Raw genomic sequence first — 15,240 nt, 5'->3', positions numbered from 1 at the left:
CCTCTGCCGGGAGAGGTTCCCGGGAGAAGTCCTCGGAGAAAAGGGGCCGCGCGCCGATGAGTTTCGCCGCGGCCCGCGGTCTCCTCCTCCGTACGGGCCACCGCACGGCCACGACCGCACACACCACCACGTCACCGGGAGAGACCGCTCATGTACCAGCAGATGATCTTCGTGAACCTGCCCGTCGTCGACGTCGAGGCGTCGAAGAAGTTCTTCATCGAGCTGGGGTACTCGATCAACCCGCAGTTCACCACGGACGACTGCGCCTGTGTCGTCATCAGCGACACCATCATCGCGATGCTGCTCAGCAAGCAGCGCTACGCCGACTTCACCAAGAAGGAGATCGCGGACGCGACGAGGACCAGCGAGGTGCTGCTGTGCCTCAGCGCCGAGAGCCGGGAGAAGGTCGACGAGCTGGTGGACCGGGCGCTCGCGGCGGGCGGCTCGGCCGGCGGGGAGACGCAGGACCACGGCTTCATGTACGGCCGTTCCTTCGACGACCTCGACGGCCACACCTGGGAGGTCATGTGGATGGACCCCGCGGCCGTCCAGGGCTGAGCCCACGCAGGTGAACGGGGTACCACCGCGGGGGAAGTCGGGGTGGTCGGGCGACTGTTCAAACGTCACGACTGTTAACGACACGGCAAAGACGGGTGTCATGCCGGACATCGCCGTTGACAGCGCTTAGCCACCGCTTATAAACCTGTGGGCCTGGTGGGGACGCTGTTGTTGGGGCAACGTCCCTGAAATCCCCCCGCAGTTGCGCATCACGCGAAGGGCAATCGTGTCCATATCCTCCCGTACCGCACGTTCAGTGCGCATCCTCGGCGTCGCCTCCGCCACTGCCGCGCTCGCACTCGGCGCCGCCGGCAACGCGCTCGCCTGCAACATCCGTGACTTCTCGGCCGTCGCGTCCTGCGACACCAACGGCAAGGGCGTCATCACGGTCACGGACACGGACGCTTCCGGCAAGGAAGCGACCGTCTCGGTCTACCTCGAGTCGAACGGCGCCGACGCGAAGATGGTCGGCGAGCAGACGGTCAAGGGCACCAAGGAAGGTGCGACCGTCTCCTTCTCCGAGGACTGGGCGCCGAAGGCCCAGTACCGCATCCACGTCACGGCCGGCGGCATCGTCAACGAGAACATCTCGCCGAACCTGACCACGCCGGACAAGGCCTGCACCACCTCGGAGACCACTCCTCCGGCCAGCACTCCCCCGGCCTCGGAGACCCCGAAGCCGTCGGCCACCCCGTCCTCGTCGGAGTCCACCCCGGCGGAGTCGAGCAGCACGCCCGCCGCTCCCGCCGGCGACAACTCCCCCTCGCCCGCGGCCGGCACCTCCAACCTCGCTGAGACCGGTTCCAGCTCCAGCACGCCGATGATCGCCGGTATCGCCGCCGGCCTGGTCATCGTCGGTGGCGGCGCGGTCTTCTTCGGCATGCGCCGTCGCGGCGCGTCGAAGAGCAACTGACGCACGCGGCACAACCGTACGAGCACAGCGGCCCGCCCCCTCGCCGGGGGCGGGCCGTTGTGCGTGTCCGGCACCGGGCGGCCGGTGCCCGGCTACGGCGCGGCCCCGTCCGCGAGGACGACGACCTCGGCCGCGTCGAACACCACCCCGGTCTCGTCGCCGGGCTCCGGTGCGGCCCGTAGCGGGCATGCCGCCTCCAGCGCGGGTGCCTGCTCGGGCTGGAGTCTGACGGCGACATGGGTGCCGCGGAAGGTGCGTGCGGTCACCGTGCAGCGCAGTCCTTCGGAGACGGGCACGAGCCGCACACCGGCGGGCCGCACGAGCAGGCCGCACGGCCCCTGGGGGGAACCCCCGGGGACGGGGACCTTGCCCCACGGCGTGTCCGCGGCCTCCCCGGAGACGGTCGCCTCCACCACGTTGTCGAAGCCGAGGAAGCGTGCCACGAACGCGTCCGCGGGCCGCTGCCAGACCTCAAGGGGCGTACCGGACTGGGCGATCCGCCCCTGGCGCATCACCACGACCCGGTCCGCGAGCGCGAAGGCCTCGCCCTGGTCGTGGGTGACCGCGAGCACGGTGGTGCCCAACCGGCCGAACAGCTCCCGCAGTTCGACGACCAGGCGCTCCCGCAGCGACCGGTCGAGCTGGCCCAGGGGCTCGTCCAGCATCAGCAGCCGGGGCCGGGGAGCGAGCGCCCGGGCGAGCGCGACGCGCTGCTGCTCACCGCCGGAGAGCGCGGCGACGGCCCGTCCCGCGGCCCCGGGCAGCCCGACGAGGTCCAGCAACTCCCTGACGCGTCCGTCCCGTTCGCCGCGTGTGACGCCCTGCATCCGCAGCCCGAAGGCGACGTTCCCGCCCACGTCCCGCTGCGGGAACAGCTGGTGGTCCTGGAACATCAGCCCCACCCCGCGCCGGTGCGCGGGCACCCCGGCCAGATCGCGGCCGTCGAGGACCACCCGCCCGGAGTCGAGCGGTTGCAGCCCGGCCACGGTCCGCAGCAGCGTCGACTTGCCGCCGCCGCTGGGCCCGAGCACACACACCACCTCGTGCTCGGCGACCGCGAGGTCGACTCCGTCGAGCGCGGTGCCTCCCCGGAAACGTACGGTCGCCCGCTCAAGTCCGAGCATCGTCAGAACTCCCCCGTCCGATCGGTCCGCAGCCTCTCCAGGACCAGCAGCGCCACCGCGCACACCACCATCAGGATCGTCGAAAGGGCCATCGCCTGGCCGTAGTTGAGGTCGCCGGGCCGAGCGAGCAGCCGCGCCACCGCGACGGGCAGCGTGGGGTTGTCGGGCCGGGCGATGAACACGGTCGCCCCGAACTCGCCCAGCGACACCGCGAACGCGAACCCGGCCGCGATCAGCAGCGCCCGCCGCACGATCGGCAGATCGACCTCCCGCCACACCCGCCACGGCGACGCCCCGAGCACGGCCGCCGCCTCCCGCAGCCGCTCGTCCACGGCCCGCAGCACGGGCAGCATGGTCCGTACGACGAAGGGGGCACCCACCAGGGCCTGAGCCAGCGGCACCAGGATCCAGGAACCGCGCAGGTCCAGCGGCGGCCGGTCCAGGGAGATCAGGAACCCGAAGCCGACGGTCACGGCGGACACGCCCAGCGGCAGCATCAGCAGCGCGTCGAAGCCCCGCACCAGGCGGCCGGCGTCCCGGCGAGTGAGGGCCGCGGCGGCGAGCGAGCCGATCAGCACGGCGATGAGGGTGGCTGCGCCGGCGTACGCGAGCGAGTTGCCGATCGCGTTGACGGGCGCGACGAGGAAGGTCCCGCCGTCCGCGTGCGTCAGTGCCTCGTAGTACGCGAACCCGGGCGCGTCGAGCGACCGGGCGACGAGCACGGCGAGCGGCAGGACGAGCAGGACGGCGACGGTGGCGAGCACCAAGACGAGCAGCGCCCACTGGCCGGCCCCGCGCGGTCTGCGCGCCGTGCGGGACGCGTCGACCAGCCGTAGCGCGCTCTCCCGGCGGCGCACGGTCCAGGCGTGCACCACGAGGATCGCGCCGACCGCCAGGAACTGCACGATCGTCAGCACGGCGGCCGTGGACAGGTCGAAGATCTCGGAGGTCTGCCGGTAGATCTCCACCTCCAGGGTGGAGAAGGTGGGGCCGCCGAGGATCTGCACCACACCGAACGAGGTGAAGGTGAACAGGAAGACCATGAGGGCGGCGGCGGCCACCGCCGGGCCCAGGGCGGGCAGCGTCACCGTCCGCCAGGCGGCGGCGCGGGAGGCGCCTAGCACCCGCGCGGCCTCCTCCTGGCGCGGGTCGAGCTGCGCCCACAGACCGCCGACCGTACGGACGACGACCGCGTAGTTGAAGAAGACATGCGCGAGCAGGATGGCCCACACGGTGGTGTCGAGCCGGACGCCCCACAGGTCGTCGAGGAGTCCACCGCGGCCGACGAGTGCCAGGAAGGCCGTCCCGACGACCACCGTGGGCAGCACGAACGGCACGGTGACGACCGCGCGCAGCAGTTGTTTGCCGGGGAAGTCCAGACGGGCGAAGACATAGGCGCCGGGCATCGCCACGAGCAGGGTCAGCGTGGTGGAGACGAGCGCCTGCCAGGTGGTGAACCACAGCACGTGCTGGATGTCCGGCTGCGCCGGCACATCCGCCAGGCGCCCTAGGCGCCATACCCCGTCGACGCGCAGACCGCGCGCGACGATCGCGGCGACGGGGTAGGCGAAGAAGACCGCGAAGAACGCGACGGGCAGGGCCATCAGCCCGACGCGCGCCGCACCGCCCCGGTTCGCCCGCTTCCTCGGGGCTACTTCAGTACCAGCGACGTCCACGACCTGACCCACTGGTCACGGTTGGCGGCGATCTTCGTCGGGGCCATGGTCTCGGGGTTCTTGGCGGCAGGCCCGTACTCGGTGAACTCGGCGGGCACCCGCGCGCCCCGCACGACCGGGTAGACGTACATGTTGAGCGGCATGTCCTCCTGGAACCTCCTGCTGATCAGGAAGTCGAGGAACGCCTTGGCGCCCTTGGGGTTGTGAGCGTTGCTCAGCAGACCCGCGAACTCGATCTGACGGAAGCAGGTGCCGGCCGCGACGCCGGTCGGCGCGGTCGTGGGCCGCGACTTGGCGTAGACGACCTCGGCGGGCGGGGAGGAGGCGTAGGAGACGACCAGCGGCCGGTCGCCGCCGGCCTTGCGGCCCGCGGCCGAACCGGAGAACTCCTGCTCGTAGGCCTGCTCCCAGCCGTCGACCACCTTCACGCCGTTGCCCTTGAGCTTGCTCCAGTACTCCTGCCAGCCCTTGTCGCCGTACTTCGCGGCGGTGCCGAGCAGAAAGCCGAGGCCCGGCGAGGACGTGGCGGCGTTCTCGGTGACGAGGAGGTTCTTGTACGCGGGCTCGGTGAGGTCGTCGAGGGAGGCCGGCGGGGCAAGCTTGTGGTCGGCGAAGTACTTCTTGTCGTAGTTGACGCAGATGTCGCCGTAGTCGATCGGCGTGACCCGGTGCTTGTCCCCGTCCAGCTGGTACTGCGCACCGACCTGGTCGAGTCCCTTGGCCGCGTACGGCTGGAACAGGCCGTTGTCGAGCGCCCGGGACAGCAGCGTGTTGTCGACACCGAAGAAGACGTCGCCCTGCGGGTTGTCCTTGGTGAGGATCGCCTTGTTGACGGCCTGACCCGCGTCGCCGTCGGGGAGGACCTTGACGTGGTAGCCGGACTCCTTCTCGAACGCCGCGATGACGGTCTTGGAGGCGGCCCACGAGTCGTGGCTGACGAGGGTCACGGTCTTGGGATCGCCGCCGCTCCCTGCCGTGGAGCCGGACGATCCGCACGCGGACAGCGTGACCATGCCCAGCCCGACGGCGACGGCCGCGAACTGCCTGCCGGTGATGCCCACTGATTTCCTCCTGGAGGTGACCAGGAAGAGACGCGGCCCCGCGCGGAAGCCCCGAAGGGTCCCGGGCAGGGCGCAACAGCTCGAGTGAAGACCGAACTCCCTACCCAGAATGACCTGGGCGAGGTTCAGAGGGTCTGCGGGCTCTCCCGCACTCTCAGCGCTGTGGCGCTCCCCTGTCGGAATATGCAGATATGAAAAGCTATGAACAGCTGTGGATAACTACGGACCATGAGATACGGACGGCCATCAGACTACCGCTCGGTGGCCGCGAGCTGACCACACGCTCCGTCGATCTCCTGGCCCCGGGTGTCCCGGACGGTCACCGGCACCCCATGGGCGGCGATCGCCTCGACGAACGCCTTCTCGTCCTCGGGCCGTGACGCGGTCCACTTGGACCCGGGCGTCGGGTTGAGCGGGATCAGATTGACGTGGACGGGCCTGCCCTTGAGCAGCCGGCCGAGCCGGTCACCGCGCCACGCCTGGTCGTTGATGTCCCGGATCAGGGCGTACTCGATGGACAGCCGGCGCCCGGACCTCTCGGCGTACTCGAACCCGGCGTCGAGGACCTCACGCACCTTCCACCGCGTGTTGACGGGCACGAGGGTGTCCCGCAGCTCGTCGTCCGGCGCGTGCAGCGAGATCGCGAGACGGCACTTGAAGCCCTCGTCGGCGAAGCGGTGGATGGCCGGCACCAGGCCTACGGTCGACACGGTGATCCCGCGCTGCGACAGCCCGAGCCCGTCCGGCGCGGGGTCGGTGAGGGCGCGGATGGCGCCGACGACGCGCTTGTAGTTGGCGAGGGGCTCGCCCATGCCCATGAAGACGATGTTGGACAGCCGCGCCGGGCCGCCGGGGATCTCACCGTCGCGCAGCGCCCGCATGCCGTCCACGATCTGGTGCACGATCTCCGCGGTGGACAGATTGCGGTCGAGGCCCGCCTGACCGGTGGCGCAGAAGGGGCAGTTCATACCGCAGCCCGCCTGGGAGCTGATGCACATGGTGACCCGGTCGGGGTAGCGCATCAGCACGGACTCCACGAGCGTCCCGTCGAAGAGCCGCCACAGGGTCTTGCGGGTGGTGTCCTGGTCGGTCGACAGATGCCGTACGACCGTCATCAGCTCCGGGAGCAGCGTCTCCTGGAGCCTGGCGCGCGAACCGGCGGGGATGTCGGTCCACTGCTCCGGGTCGTGCGAGTACCGCGCGAAGTAGTGCTGCGAGAGCTGCTTGGCGCGGAACGGCTTCTCGCCGATCGCGGCGACCGCCTCCTTGCGCTCGGCGGGCGTGAGGTCGGCAAGGTGCCGCGGCGGGGTCTTGGCTCCGCGCGGCGCGACGAAAGTGAGTTCTCCGGGCTTAGGCATGGCTCAACCAGTGTCGCAGATCCAATCGGGTGACCTGCGGGCGCAGCTCGCCACGACTGCCGTTACGAGTAGTAGTCGTCGCCGGTCGTCACTGAGCGGCTTCGGACGGCCCAGGGACGGCCCGAGAGCGCGCACTCGCGTGAATGGGATGATCTCCCCGGAGGGGGTGCGCATGGACATGCTCGAGCTGATGGGGTGGCTGGCCGAGCGCGGAGTCACGACCGTGTTCAAGGTCGACGGTGATCGCATGGCTGAGCACAGGAAGGCATGGATGATCATCGTCAGTGGTGGGCCACTTGGTGAGGACTCGTTCTTTCGTGCAGACCTGGCCACGGCAGACGCATGTCTTGACTCGTTGCTCGCTCACCTGGAAAGCAAGGGCTTGTCACCGTTCGCATGAGCAGCTTGTCCCGTGCGGATTCGTTCCGGCCGGAGCACATCCGGGGCCTGGTGAGCGCGCTGGAGAACGACCCGGCCGTGAGCGGCGGCTGTGCGCGGAACATCTACGGTGACGTGCGGGCGGTGCTCAGTGCGGCGGTTGACGACGGGCTGTCGCCCCGCAACCCGTGCTCCGCGAAGTCGGTCCGCCCGCCGGCCGCCGAGCAGGTTGACGCTGCGGGTGTACGCGCACCTGATGCCGTCGAGCCAGGAGCGTACGAGGAAGGCCGTGGATCGTGTGCTTCTCTCGGCCCCGCGCGAGCCTGACGGCCCGAGACGGCCCAGTGACCCACACCATGCCCCCTATCCGCGCCGAACACGCTGGTAGGGGGCTTATTGCTGCCCGGTCACCGCCGGCTCTCCGGGCTTAGGCATGGCCTTACCAGTGGCGCAGACTCAATCGGGTGGCCCGGGGGCCCGACCGCGGTGACCGGATTCCTGGGAGCGTGGGCGGCGCGTGCTGAGGGGCCCGCCGTCCTGTGGTCGGCGGGCCCCTCAGCGTGCGGATCGCGTGGCAATGGCGCGGGGAGACGATTCCTCAGCCGCTGCCGACGAAGAGCACGAGCAGCAGCCAGACCACCGGAGCGGTGGGCAGCAGGGAGTCGAGCCGGTCCATGATGCCGCCGTGGCCCGGCAGCAGCGTGCCCATGTCCTTGATGCCCAGATCACGCTTGATCATGGACTCGCCGAGATCGCCCAGCGTGGCGCTGGCGGCGACGGCGAGACCCAGCAGCAGGCCCTCCCACCACGAGCCGCCGTCGATCAGATACTGCATGCACAGCGCGCCCGCCCCCATGGCGAACGTCACCGCTCCGACGAGACCCTCCCGGGTCTTTCCGGGGCTGATGCGCGGAGCGAGCTTGTGGCTGCCGAACCGCCAGCCGACCGCGTAGGCGCCCGTGTCGCTGACGACCGTCAGCAGCAGGAAGGTCAGAACGCGCTGCGGACCGTCGTCGGCCGCCAGCATCATGGTGACGAACGTGGCCAGGAACGGCACGTAGAACGCCGCGAAGACACCCGCCGTGACGTCCTTGAGATAGCCGTCCGGTGGTTCCGTCATACGCCAGACCAGGACCGCGAGCGCGGTGAGTGCCATCGCCACCCAGGCACCCTCGGCGCCCCGCACATACCCGGCCACGACCATCGCCGCACCGCCGACCGCGAGCGGCACGAGGGGCGCCTTGATGCCCTTGCGCTCCTCCAGCCGCTTCGTCAGCTCCCACAGGCCCACCACGACGGCGACCGCGACGACACCGACGAACACGGCCTTGACGATGAACAACGACACGACGATCACGACGCCGAGTCCGACCCCGACCCCTATGGCCGCGCCCAGGTCGCGGCCCGCGCTCTTCTTCTGCGGCGCGGGCGCCGGCTGCTGGGCGTCGGGCATGGGCTCCGGATTCTGCGAGGCCGCCCAGTGGGACGGCGCCTGCGGCGTGTCGTCGCGGAACAAGGGGCCGCTCAGCCGAGCGGCCCCCCGGTCGTCATCCTGGTCTCCGCCTTGTGCGGGCACGTCGGGCACGATGGGCATGGGGCGAGTCTGCTGGGCGTCATGCGCATCGTACGAGGGACCCGCCGGGCCGGTCCGCCGGGCCGAACCCGCGTCGTCGGGCCCCCAGTACCCGGCCTGTGGCGGCGCCCCCCAGGAAGAGTCGTTCATCAGACCTCGAGGAGCTCCGCTTCCTTGTGCTTGAGCAGCTCGTCCACCTGCGCGACGTACTTCGCGGTGGTGTCGTCGAGCTCCTTCTCCGCACGGCGGCCCTCGTCCTCGCCGACCTCGCCGTCCTTGACGAGCTTGTCGATGGCGTCCTTGGCCTTGCGGCGCACGGAGCGGATCGCGACCTTGGCGTCCTCGCCCTTGCCCTTGGCGACCTTGATGTACTCGCGGCGCCGCTCCTCGGTGAGCTCGGGGAACACCACGCGGATGATGTTGCCGTCGTTGCTCGGGTTGACGCCCAGGTCGGAGTCGCGGATCGCCTGCTCGATGTTGCGCAGCGCGCTCTTGTCGAACGGCGTCACCACGGCCATGCGCGGCTCCGGCACCGAGAACGAGGCCAGCTGGTTGATCGGCGTCGGTGCGCCGTAGTAGTCGGCCACGATCTTGTTGAACATCGCCGGGTGCGCACGACCGGTGCGGATCGCGGCGAAGTCCTCCTTGGCGACCACGACGGCCTTCTCCATTTTCTCCTCGGCCTCGAGGAGGGTCTCTTCGATCACCACTTGCTCCTGCGTGTCTTGAGTAGGCCCGGCAGCTGTCACTCGTCGGTCCGCGGCCGGCTGCGTCGCGTCTTCTTTCCTGCACGGTTCCTGACCGGCAGGTCATTGTCCATCCCCCGGTCAGGGTTCACCGCCCGGACGGGCGCCCCGCCCCGGTCGGTGTCCGGTCAGCCCCGGCTGCCTTGGTCTCCCACGAGTGTGCCGATCTTCTCACCCTTGACGGCCCGGGCGATATTGCCCTCCGCCAGCAGCTCGAAGACCAGGATGGGCAGCTTGTTGTCCCGGCACAGCGTGATGGCGGTCATGTCGGCGACCTTGAGGTCGCGGGTGATGACCTCCCCGTAGCTGAGCGAGTCGAACTTGACGGCCTCGGGGTTGGTCTTCGGATCGGAGTCGTAGACCCCGTCCACACCGTTCTTGCCCATGAGCAGGGCCTCGGCGTCGATCTCCAGGGCACGCTGGGCGGCGGTCGTGTCGGTCGAGAAGTACGGCATGCCCATACCGGCGCCGAAGATGACCACGCGGCCCTTCTCCAGATGACGCACGGCACGCAGCGGGATGTACGGCTCGGCGACCTGGCCCATGGTGATGGCGGTCTGCACGCGCGAGTCGATGCCCTCCTTCTCCAGGAAGTCCTGGAGGGCGAGGCAGTTCATGACCGTGCCGAGCATGCCCATGTAGTCGGAGCGGGCCCGGTCCATGCCGCGCTGCTGGAGTTCGGCGCCGCGGAAGAAGTTGCCGCCGCCGATCACGACGGCGATCTGGGATCCGTCGCGCACCACAGCCGCGATCTCACGGGCGATGGCATGCACCACGTCCGGGTCGACGCCGAGTCCGGTGCCGCCGGAGAACGCCTCTCCGGACAGTTTCAGCAGAAACCGGCCGCGTACTTTGCCGTCGTCGCTCTTCTCGGGCTTGGTGGTCATTGAGATCCCGCCTCTTTCACGTGTTGCACATACGAAGAAGGCCATTGCCGATGGGGTGTGTTTCGCATCCCATACGCGGCAATGGCCTCCTCGTCATATCTGCGTCCGTCACGCGCGCGTGCGGGACGGCACACGCGCCTGACGCGGACGACTGCTTTCGACTTCCGACCCTATCCGGGTCCTCTGTCGATCGCGGTACGGACTCAGATGCCGACCTTGATGCGGGTGAAGCGCTTCAGGGTGACACCCGCCTCGTCCAGAACCTTCTGGACGGACTTCTTGTTGTCCAGCGCGTACGGCTGGCCGAGCAGCGTGGCGTCCTTGAAGAAGCCGTTCAGACGACCCTCGACGATCTTGGCGATCGCGGCCTCGGGCTTGCCCTCGGCGCGCGTGGTCTCCTCGGCGATACGACGCTCGGACTCGACGACCTCGGCCGGGATCTCCTCCTGGGAGAGGAACTTCGGCGCGAAGGCGGCGATGTGCTGGGCGACGCCCTTGGCGACCTCGGCGTTCGGCTTGTCCAGCTCGACGAGGACACCGATCTGCGGCGGCAGGTCGGGCATCGTGCGGTGCATGTAGGCCGTGACGAAACCGTCGGAGAACTGCGCGAAGCGGTCCAGGACGATCTTCTCGCCGAGGTTGGCGTTGGCCTCGTCCACGAACGCCTGGACGGTCTTGCCGGGCTCGATCTCGGAGCCGAGCAGGGCCTCGAGGTCGGCCGGGGAGGTCTTGGCGACGTGCTCGGCGATCGTCTGGGCGACGGCCTGGAACTTCTCGCTCTTGGCGACGAAGTCGGTCTCGCACTTCAGCTCGACCAGGACACCGGAGGAGTTGTCGTCGGCGATGATGGAGACCACGGCGCCGTTCTCGGCGGAGCGGCCCTCGCGCTTGGCGACGCCCTTCTGGCCCTTGATGCGGAGCGCCTCGACGGCCTTCTCGACGTTGCCCTCGGCCTCGTCCAGCGCCTTCTTGCAGTCCATCATGCCGGCGCCGGTCAGCTCACGGAGCTTCTTGACGTCGGCGGCGGTGTAGTTCGCCATGATCTGTGAATCTCTTCTCGGAGTTCGAAGTCTCGAAGTCGACGGCCGCCACGGGTCGTACGGGCGACCGCCAAAGATCTACGGGCTACGAAGATCTAAGGGCTGCGGGTGAACGGCGGGTGGCGCGATCGGCGCCACCCGCCCTCACATCAGCCGAACGGCCCTGCGGTCAGGCCTGCTCGCCCTCGGCGGCCGGGGCCTCAGCGGCCGGCGCCTCGACAGCCGGAGCCTCGACGGCAGCAGCCTCGGCAGCCGGAGCCTCAGCGGCAACGGCCTCGGCCGGGGCGGCCTCCTCGGTCTCGGCCTTCTTCTCGCCCTCGAGCAGGTCACGCTCCCACTCGGCGAGCGGCTCGCCCGCGGCCTTCTCGCCCTTGCCCTCGGCGGCGACGCCGGAACGGGAGATGAGGCCCTCGGCGACGGCGTCGGCGATCACACGGGTGAGCAGGGTGACGGAGCGGATCGCGTCGTCGTTGCCCGGGATCTTGTAGTCGACCTCGTCGGGGTCGCAGTTGGTGTCGAGGATGGCGACGACCGGGATGTTGAGCTTGCGGGCCTCGCCGACCGCGATGTGCTCCTTCTTGGTGTCCACGATCCAGACGGCGCTCGGCACCTTCTGCATCTCGCGGATACCGCCGAGGGTCTTCTCCAGCTTGGCCTTCTCACGGGAGAGGACCAGGAGTTCCTTCTTGGTCAGACCAGAGGCGGCGACGTCCTCGAAGTCGATCTGCTCAAGCTCCTTGAGGCGCTGCAGACGCTTGTAGACGGTCGAGAAGTTGGTGAGCATGCCGCCCAGCCAGCGCTGGTTCACGTACGGCATGCCGACGCGGGTGGCCTGCTCGGCGATGGCCTCCTGCGCCTGCTTCTTCGTGCCGACGAACATGACCGTGCCGCCGTGGGCGACGGTCTCCTTGACGAACTCGAAGGCGCGGTCGATGTACGACAGCGACTGGAGCAGGTCGATGATGTAGATGCCGTTGCGCTCGGTGAAGATGAAGCGCTTCATCTTCGGGTTCCAGCGACGGGTCTGGTGACCGAAGTGGACGCCGCTCTCCAGCAGCTCCCGCATCGTGACGACGGCCATGGCCGTTCTCCTTGAGTTTTCTCGGTTGTGCCGCGGGTGCCGGATGGCACTCGCGCCTGACGCCCGCGATGCGCCGTGCCACAAAGGACCGAGGAGCGCTGACACCGGCCCGGTGATGGCCTGATGTCGGGGCGTGCGAAGTCGACCCGGTGACCCGGATCGCCACAAGAAGTGTACGGGACCGGCGGAGCGGCGGGTGACGCCGCTGTCCACAACCAGCCGGTTGTCCACAGATCCCAGCCATGATCGCCCGCCGTGCGGGACGGTACTCCCATGCGAGCAGAACGACATGCGCGACGGTGGCCCGCGGCCCTGCCACTGCTGGTGGCGGCGGGCGTGGCGACCCCTGTCGCACGAGCGGGCCCACCCCCCTCCGTGGCGTGGGCGGGGGCATCGGGCCGCGCGGATACGGCCATGGCACAGACGCCGGGTGCGGGGGCGGCAGGCGCGCCGGGTTCGGTCGCGGTGGGGACGCCGGGGGCGGTGACGGCGGGCATGCCGGGTGCGGTCGCGGCGGAGACGCCGGGGGCCGGGGCGGCACGCACGTGGGACCCCGGCCCGGGGGTGCCGGCCGTCGCGCGGCTGTGGCCCGTGGGTGTTCGCCCACTGGTTCTACGGGGCTGGGAGCCGCCGGCGACGCCCTACGGGCCGGGGCACCGGGGCGTGGATCTGGCGGCGGCTCCGGGTGACCCGGTGCGGGCGGTGACAACCGGGCGGGTCGTCTTCGCGGGACGGGTCGCGAGCCGGCCCGTGCTCTCCGTGGAGCTGGCGGGCACGGGCACGCCACCGTTGCGGACGACCTACGAGCCGGTACGGGCATCGGTGCACGAGGGTGACACGGTCCGGGCAGGCCAGGTGCTGGGCGTGCTGGAACCACCGACCGCCCACTGCGCGGGACCGTGCCTGCACTGGGGGCTGCGCAGCGGGGAGACGTATCTGAATCCGCTCTCCCTGCTGCCACCGTGGCTGCTGCACGCGGGGCCGTCGCGGCTGCTGCGGGTGGAGGGGGTGCGTTTGCCGTAGGCGGGGGCTTGGGGGCTGCTGGGGGTGGGGGGAGGGGGCGGGGGAGGGAGGGGCCCCCGGGATCAGGCTCGGCCTCGGACGCCCCGCAGGGCCATCGCCACCGCCGCCTCCGTGATGGCGGCCGGGTCCTCCGCGGCGCCCAGTTCGATGCGCCGTACCGCCGCGTCGACCACGCCCTGGAGCAGCATCGCCGTGAGCCGGGGCTCGTGGTGTCCCATCGCGCCGAGCGTTTCGGCGATCATCGTCACGAGCCCGCCGTGCGCGGCGCGGATCTTCTCGCGTGCCCCGGCGTCGAGTTCGCTCGCCGAGATCGCGACCACGGCGCGGTGGCGCCGGTCCCCGACCAGCGCCAGCTGTTGCCGCACATACGCCTCGATCTTCGCCTCGGGGCCGTCCGCCGCGGCCATGGCCGCCTCGACCTCCGCCGCCCAGACGGGGAAGTCGACGGCGCACAGTTCTTCGACGACAGCGGCGCGGGAGCGGAAGTACTCGTACACGGAGGAGCGCGCGAGGCCCGTCCGCTCGGCGAGGGCCGGGAACGTCAGGGCTTCCGTACCGCCCTCGGACAGGAGGGATCGTGCCGCGTCCAGCAGGGCGGCTCGCTGCATCGACCGGTGCTCGGCCACAGAGGCCGCTCGAATCCTTGGCACGTCAACCACTGTACGGACGCAGCGCCTCCCGCGGGAGCCACTCACCTGTGCGCGCCGCTCGCCTGGGCCGCTCGTGCTCCGTAGGCCGGTGCCGGGCTGCGCGCGCCCGGCGCGCACCACAGAGGCCGGAAGCCCGTGGCCGCCGGGCCGGCGCCGTGCGTCAGCGTCCGAAGCCGGCCAGCTTGGCCCGTAGCTGGAGGACGGACTTCGTGTGGATCTGGCTGACCCGGCTCTCGGTCACACCGAGCACATTGCCGATCTCGGCGAGCGTGAGTCCCTCGTAGTAGTAGAGCGTCACCACGGTCTTCTCCCGTTCGGGCAGCGTGTTGATCGCCCGTGCGAGGAACCGTCTCAGCTCCCGGTCCTCGGCCACCTCCACGGGATTGTCCGCGGCGGTGTCCTCCAGGGTGTCCATCAGGCTGAGGCGGTTGCCGCCCTCGCCGCCGACGTGCAGCAGTTCTTCGAGGGCCACCACGTTCGCCAGCGACAGCTGGCTGAAGACGGCGTGCAGTTCCTCGACGCCGATGCCCATCTCGGCGGCCACCTCCCCCTCGGAGGGGGTGCGTCGCAGCCGCGCCTCCAGGGTGGCGTAGGCCCGCTCCACGCTGCGCGCCTTCTGTCGCACCGAGCGGGGGATCCAGTCCAGCGCCCGCAGTTCGTCGATCATCGCGCCGCGGATCCGTGTGATCGCGTACGTCTCGAACTTGATCTCCCGGTCGATGTCGAACTTCTCGATCGCGTCGATCAGCCCGAAGACCCCGGAGGACACGAAGTCCGCCTGCTCCACATTGGCCGGCAGGCCCACGCTCACCCGTCCCGCCACGTACTTCACCAACGGCGAGTAGTGCAGGATCAGCTGCTCCCGCAACCGGTCGTCCCCCGTCTCCTTGTACGTCCGCCACAGCTCGTCGAGCGTCGAGGGAGCGGGCGGGCGCACGCTGCCGCCGTCACGGGCGGCTGGGGGATGCGCCGCCCGGTCGGGCCCGGAGGTGTGCTGGGGCATTCGTCGCCTTGTGCCGTTCTGCCGTGGGCTGGGGATGGCTGGGTGAGCTGTCGGTCTGATGTCGAGGTGCCTTCTGACTCGGGATCCTCGTGAGCGTAGCGTGACTGCGGTGTCGCAGTGTGCGAAGGGCGAGGCATCACCCGTGCGCGAACGGGTCCGGTGGGACCCC

15 protein-coding genes, 1 pseudogene and 1 riboswitch are annotated in these 15,240 nt (G+C 70.0%); of the genes and pseudogenes, 5 read left to right on the top strand and 11 right to left on the bottom strand.

Annotation, left to right across the window (positions count from 1 at the left end; all coding sequences use genetic code 11):
* Positions 1 to 150: 150 nt before the first annotated feature.
* On the top strand, positions 151 to 558 hold the full coding sequence (locus AB0L95_RS19035) for a VOC family protein (protein ID WP_365162823.1): 408 nt from the start codon (positions 151 to 153) through the stop codon (positions 556 to 558).
* Positions 559 to 814: 256 nt separating this feature from the next.
* Positions 815 to 1,471, top strand: coding sequence for an LAETG motif-containing sortase-dependent surface protein (locus tag AB0L95_RS19030; protein WP_365162822.1), 657 nt, complete (start codon positions 815 to 817; stop codon positions 1,469 to 1,471).
* A 92-nt stretch (positions 1,472 to 1,563) separates the two neighbouring features.
* On the opposite strand, the gene AB0L95_RS19025 is transcribed toward AB0L95_RS19030, so the two are convergent.
* From AB0L95_RS19025 to rlmN, 4 genes are all read right to left on the bottom strand, one after another.
* Positions 1,564 to 2,595, bottom strand: coding sequence for an ABC transporter ATP-binding protein (locus AB0L95_RS19025; RefSeq protein WP_365162821.1), 1,032 nt, complete (start codon positions 2,593 to 2,595; stop codon positions 1,564 to 1,566).
* Between the two features lie 2 nt (positions 2,596 to 2,597).
* Positions 2,598 to 4,271, bottom strand: a complete 1,674-nt coding sequence (locus tag AB0L95_RS19020) for an iron ABC transporter permease (protein WP_365162820.1) — start codon at positions 4,269 to 4,271, stop codon at positions 2,598 to 2,600.
* Positions 4,247 to 5,326: a thiamine ABC transporter substrate-binding protein gene (locus AB0L95_RS19015; RefSeq protein ID WP_365162869.1), complete on the bottom strand. Its 1,080-nt coding sequence runs from the start codon at positions 5,324 to 5,326 to the stop codon at positions 4,247 to 4,249. Before AB0L95_RS19015 ends, AB0L95_RS19020 begins: the two co-directional genes overlap by 25 nt.
* An 85-nt stretch (positions 5,327 to 5,411) precedes the next feature.
* A riboswitch (TPP riboswitch) is annotated at positions 5,412 to 5,517 on the bottom strand.
* A 66-nt stretch (positions 5,518 to 5,583) separates the two neighbouring features.
* Positions 5,584 to 6,690 carry a 23S rRNA (adenine(2503)-C(2))-methyltransferase RlmN gene (rlmN, locus tag AB0L95_RS19010; RefSeq protein ID WP_365162819.1) on the bottom strand — a complete coding sequence of 369 codons (1,107 nt, stop codon included), beginning with the start codon at positions 6,688 to 6,690 and terminating at the stop codon, positions 5,584 to 5,586.
* A 172-nt stretch (positions 6,691 to 6,862) separates the two neighbouring features.
* Between rlmN and AB0L95_RS19005 the strand changes: the two genes are divergently transcribed.
* The gene (locus AB0L95_RS19005; protein ID WP_365162818.1) at positions 6,863 to 7,090 is read left to right on the top strand and encodes a hypothetical protein; all 228 of its coding nucleotides are present in this window, start codon (positions 6,863 to 6,865) and stop codon (positions 7,088 to 7,090) included.
* 17 nt (positions 7,091 to 7,107) lie between these two features.
* Positions 7,108 to 7,296, top strand: a pseudogene (locus AB0L95_RS19000) (site-specific integrase); the annotation flags it as partial.
* A gap of 370 nt (positions 7,297 to 7,666) precedes the next feature.
* Here the strand turns inward: AB0L95_RS19000 and AB0L95_RS18995 are convergent.
* The 5 genes from AB0L95_RS18995 to rpsB form a co-directional block, all read right to left on the bottom strand.
* On the bottom strand, positions 7,667 to 8,791 hold the full coding sequence (locus tag AB0L95_RS18995; RefSeq protein ID WP_365162817.1) for a phosphatidate cytidylyltransferase: 1,125 nt from the start codon (positions 8,789 to 8,791) through the stop codon (positions 7,667 to 7,669).
* Entirely contained in the window at positions 8,791 to 9,348 is a 558-nt protein-coding gene (frr, locus tag AB0L95_RS18990) for a ribosome recycling factor (RefSeq protein ID WP_059129097.1), read from the bottom strand. The genes AB0L95_RS18995 and frr overlap by 1 nt, the downstream gene beginning before the upstream one ends.
* A gap of 167 nt (positions 9,349 to 9,515) precedes the next feature.
* Entirely contained in the window at positions 9,516 to 10,274 is a 759-nt protein-coding gene (gene pyrH / locus AB0L95_RS18985; RefSeq protein WP_365162816.1) for a UMP kinase, read from the bottom strand.
* Between the two features lie 203 nt (positions 10,275 to 10,477).
* On the bottom strand, positions 10,478 to 11,314 hold the full coding sequence (tsf, locus tag AB0L95_RS18980; RefSeq protein ID WP_365162815.1) for a translation elongation factor Ts: 837 nt from the start codon (positions 11,312 to 11,314) through the stop codon (positions 10,478 to 10,480).
* A gap of 169 nt (positions 11,315 to 11,483) precedes the next feature.
* On the bottom strand, positions 11,484 to 12,395 hold the full coding sequence (gene rpsB / locus AB0L95_RS18975) for a 30S ribosomal protein S2 (protein WP_365162814.1): 912 nt from the start codon (positions 12,393 to 12,395) through the stop codon (positions 11,484 to 11,486).
* Positions 12,396 to 12,809: 414 nt separating this feature from the next.
* On the opposite strand from rpsB, the gene AB0L95_RS18970 reads away from it, so the two are divergent.
* Complete coding sequence (locus tag AB0L95_RS18970; protein WP_365162813.1) at positions 12,810 to 13,418, top strand: M23 family metallopeptidase; 609 nt, start codon at positions 12,810 to 12,812, stop codon at positions 13,416 to 13,418.
* Positions 13,419 to 13,480: 62 nt separating this feature from the next.
* Here AB0L95_RS18970 and AB0L95_RS18965 read toward each other — a convergent pair whose 3' ends face one another.
* Positions 13,481 to 14,044: a helix-turn-helix domain-containing protein gene (locus tag AB0L95_RS18965; RefSeq protein ID WP_365162868.1), complete on the bottom strand. Its 564-nt coding sequence runs from the start codon at positions 14,042 to 14,044 to the stop codon at positions 13,481 to 13,483.
* A 184-nt stretch (positions 14,045 to 14,228) separates the two neighbouring features.
* Complete coding sequence (gene whiG / locus AB0L95_RS18960; protein WP_365162812.1) at positions 14,229 to 15,071, bottom strand: RNA polymerase sigma factor WhiG; 843 nt, start codon at positions 15,069 to 15,071, stop codon at positions 14,229 to 14,231.
* Positions 15,072 to 15,240: the final 169 nt, after the last annotated feature.

It is taken from the genome of Streptomyces sp. NPDC052036 (assembly GCF_040680495.1).
In the GTDB taxonomy this organism is placed as follows: Bacteria; Actinomycetota; Actinomycetes; order Streptomycetales; family Streptomycetaceae; genus Streptomyces.
This window is presented reverse-complemented; position numbering and strand designations above follow the sequence as displayed.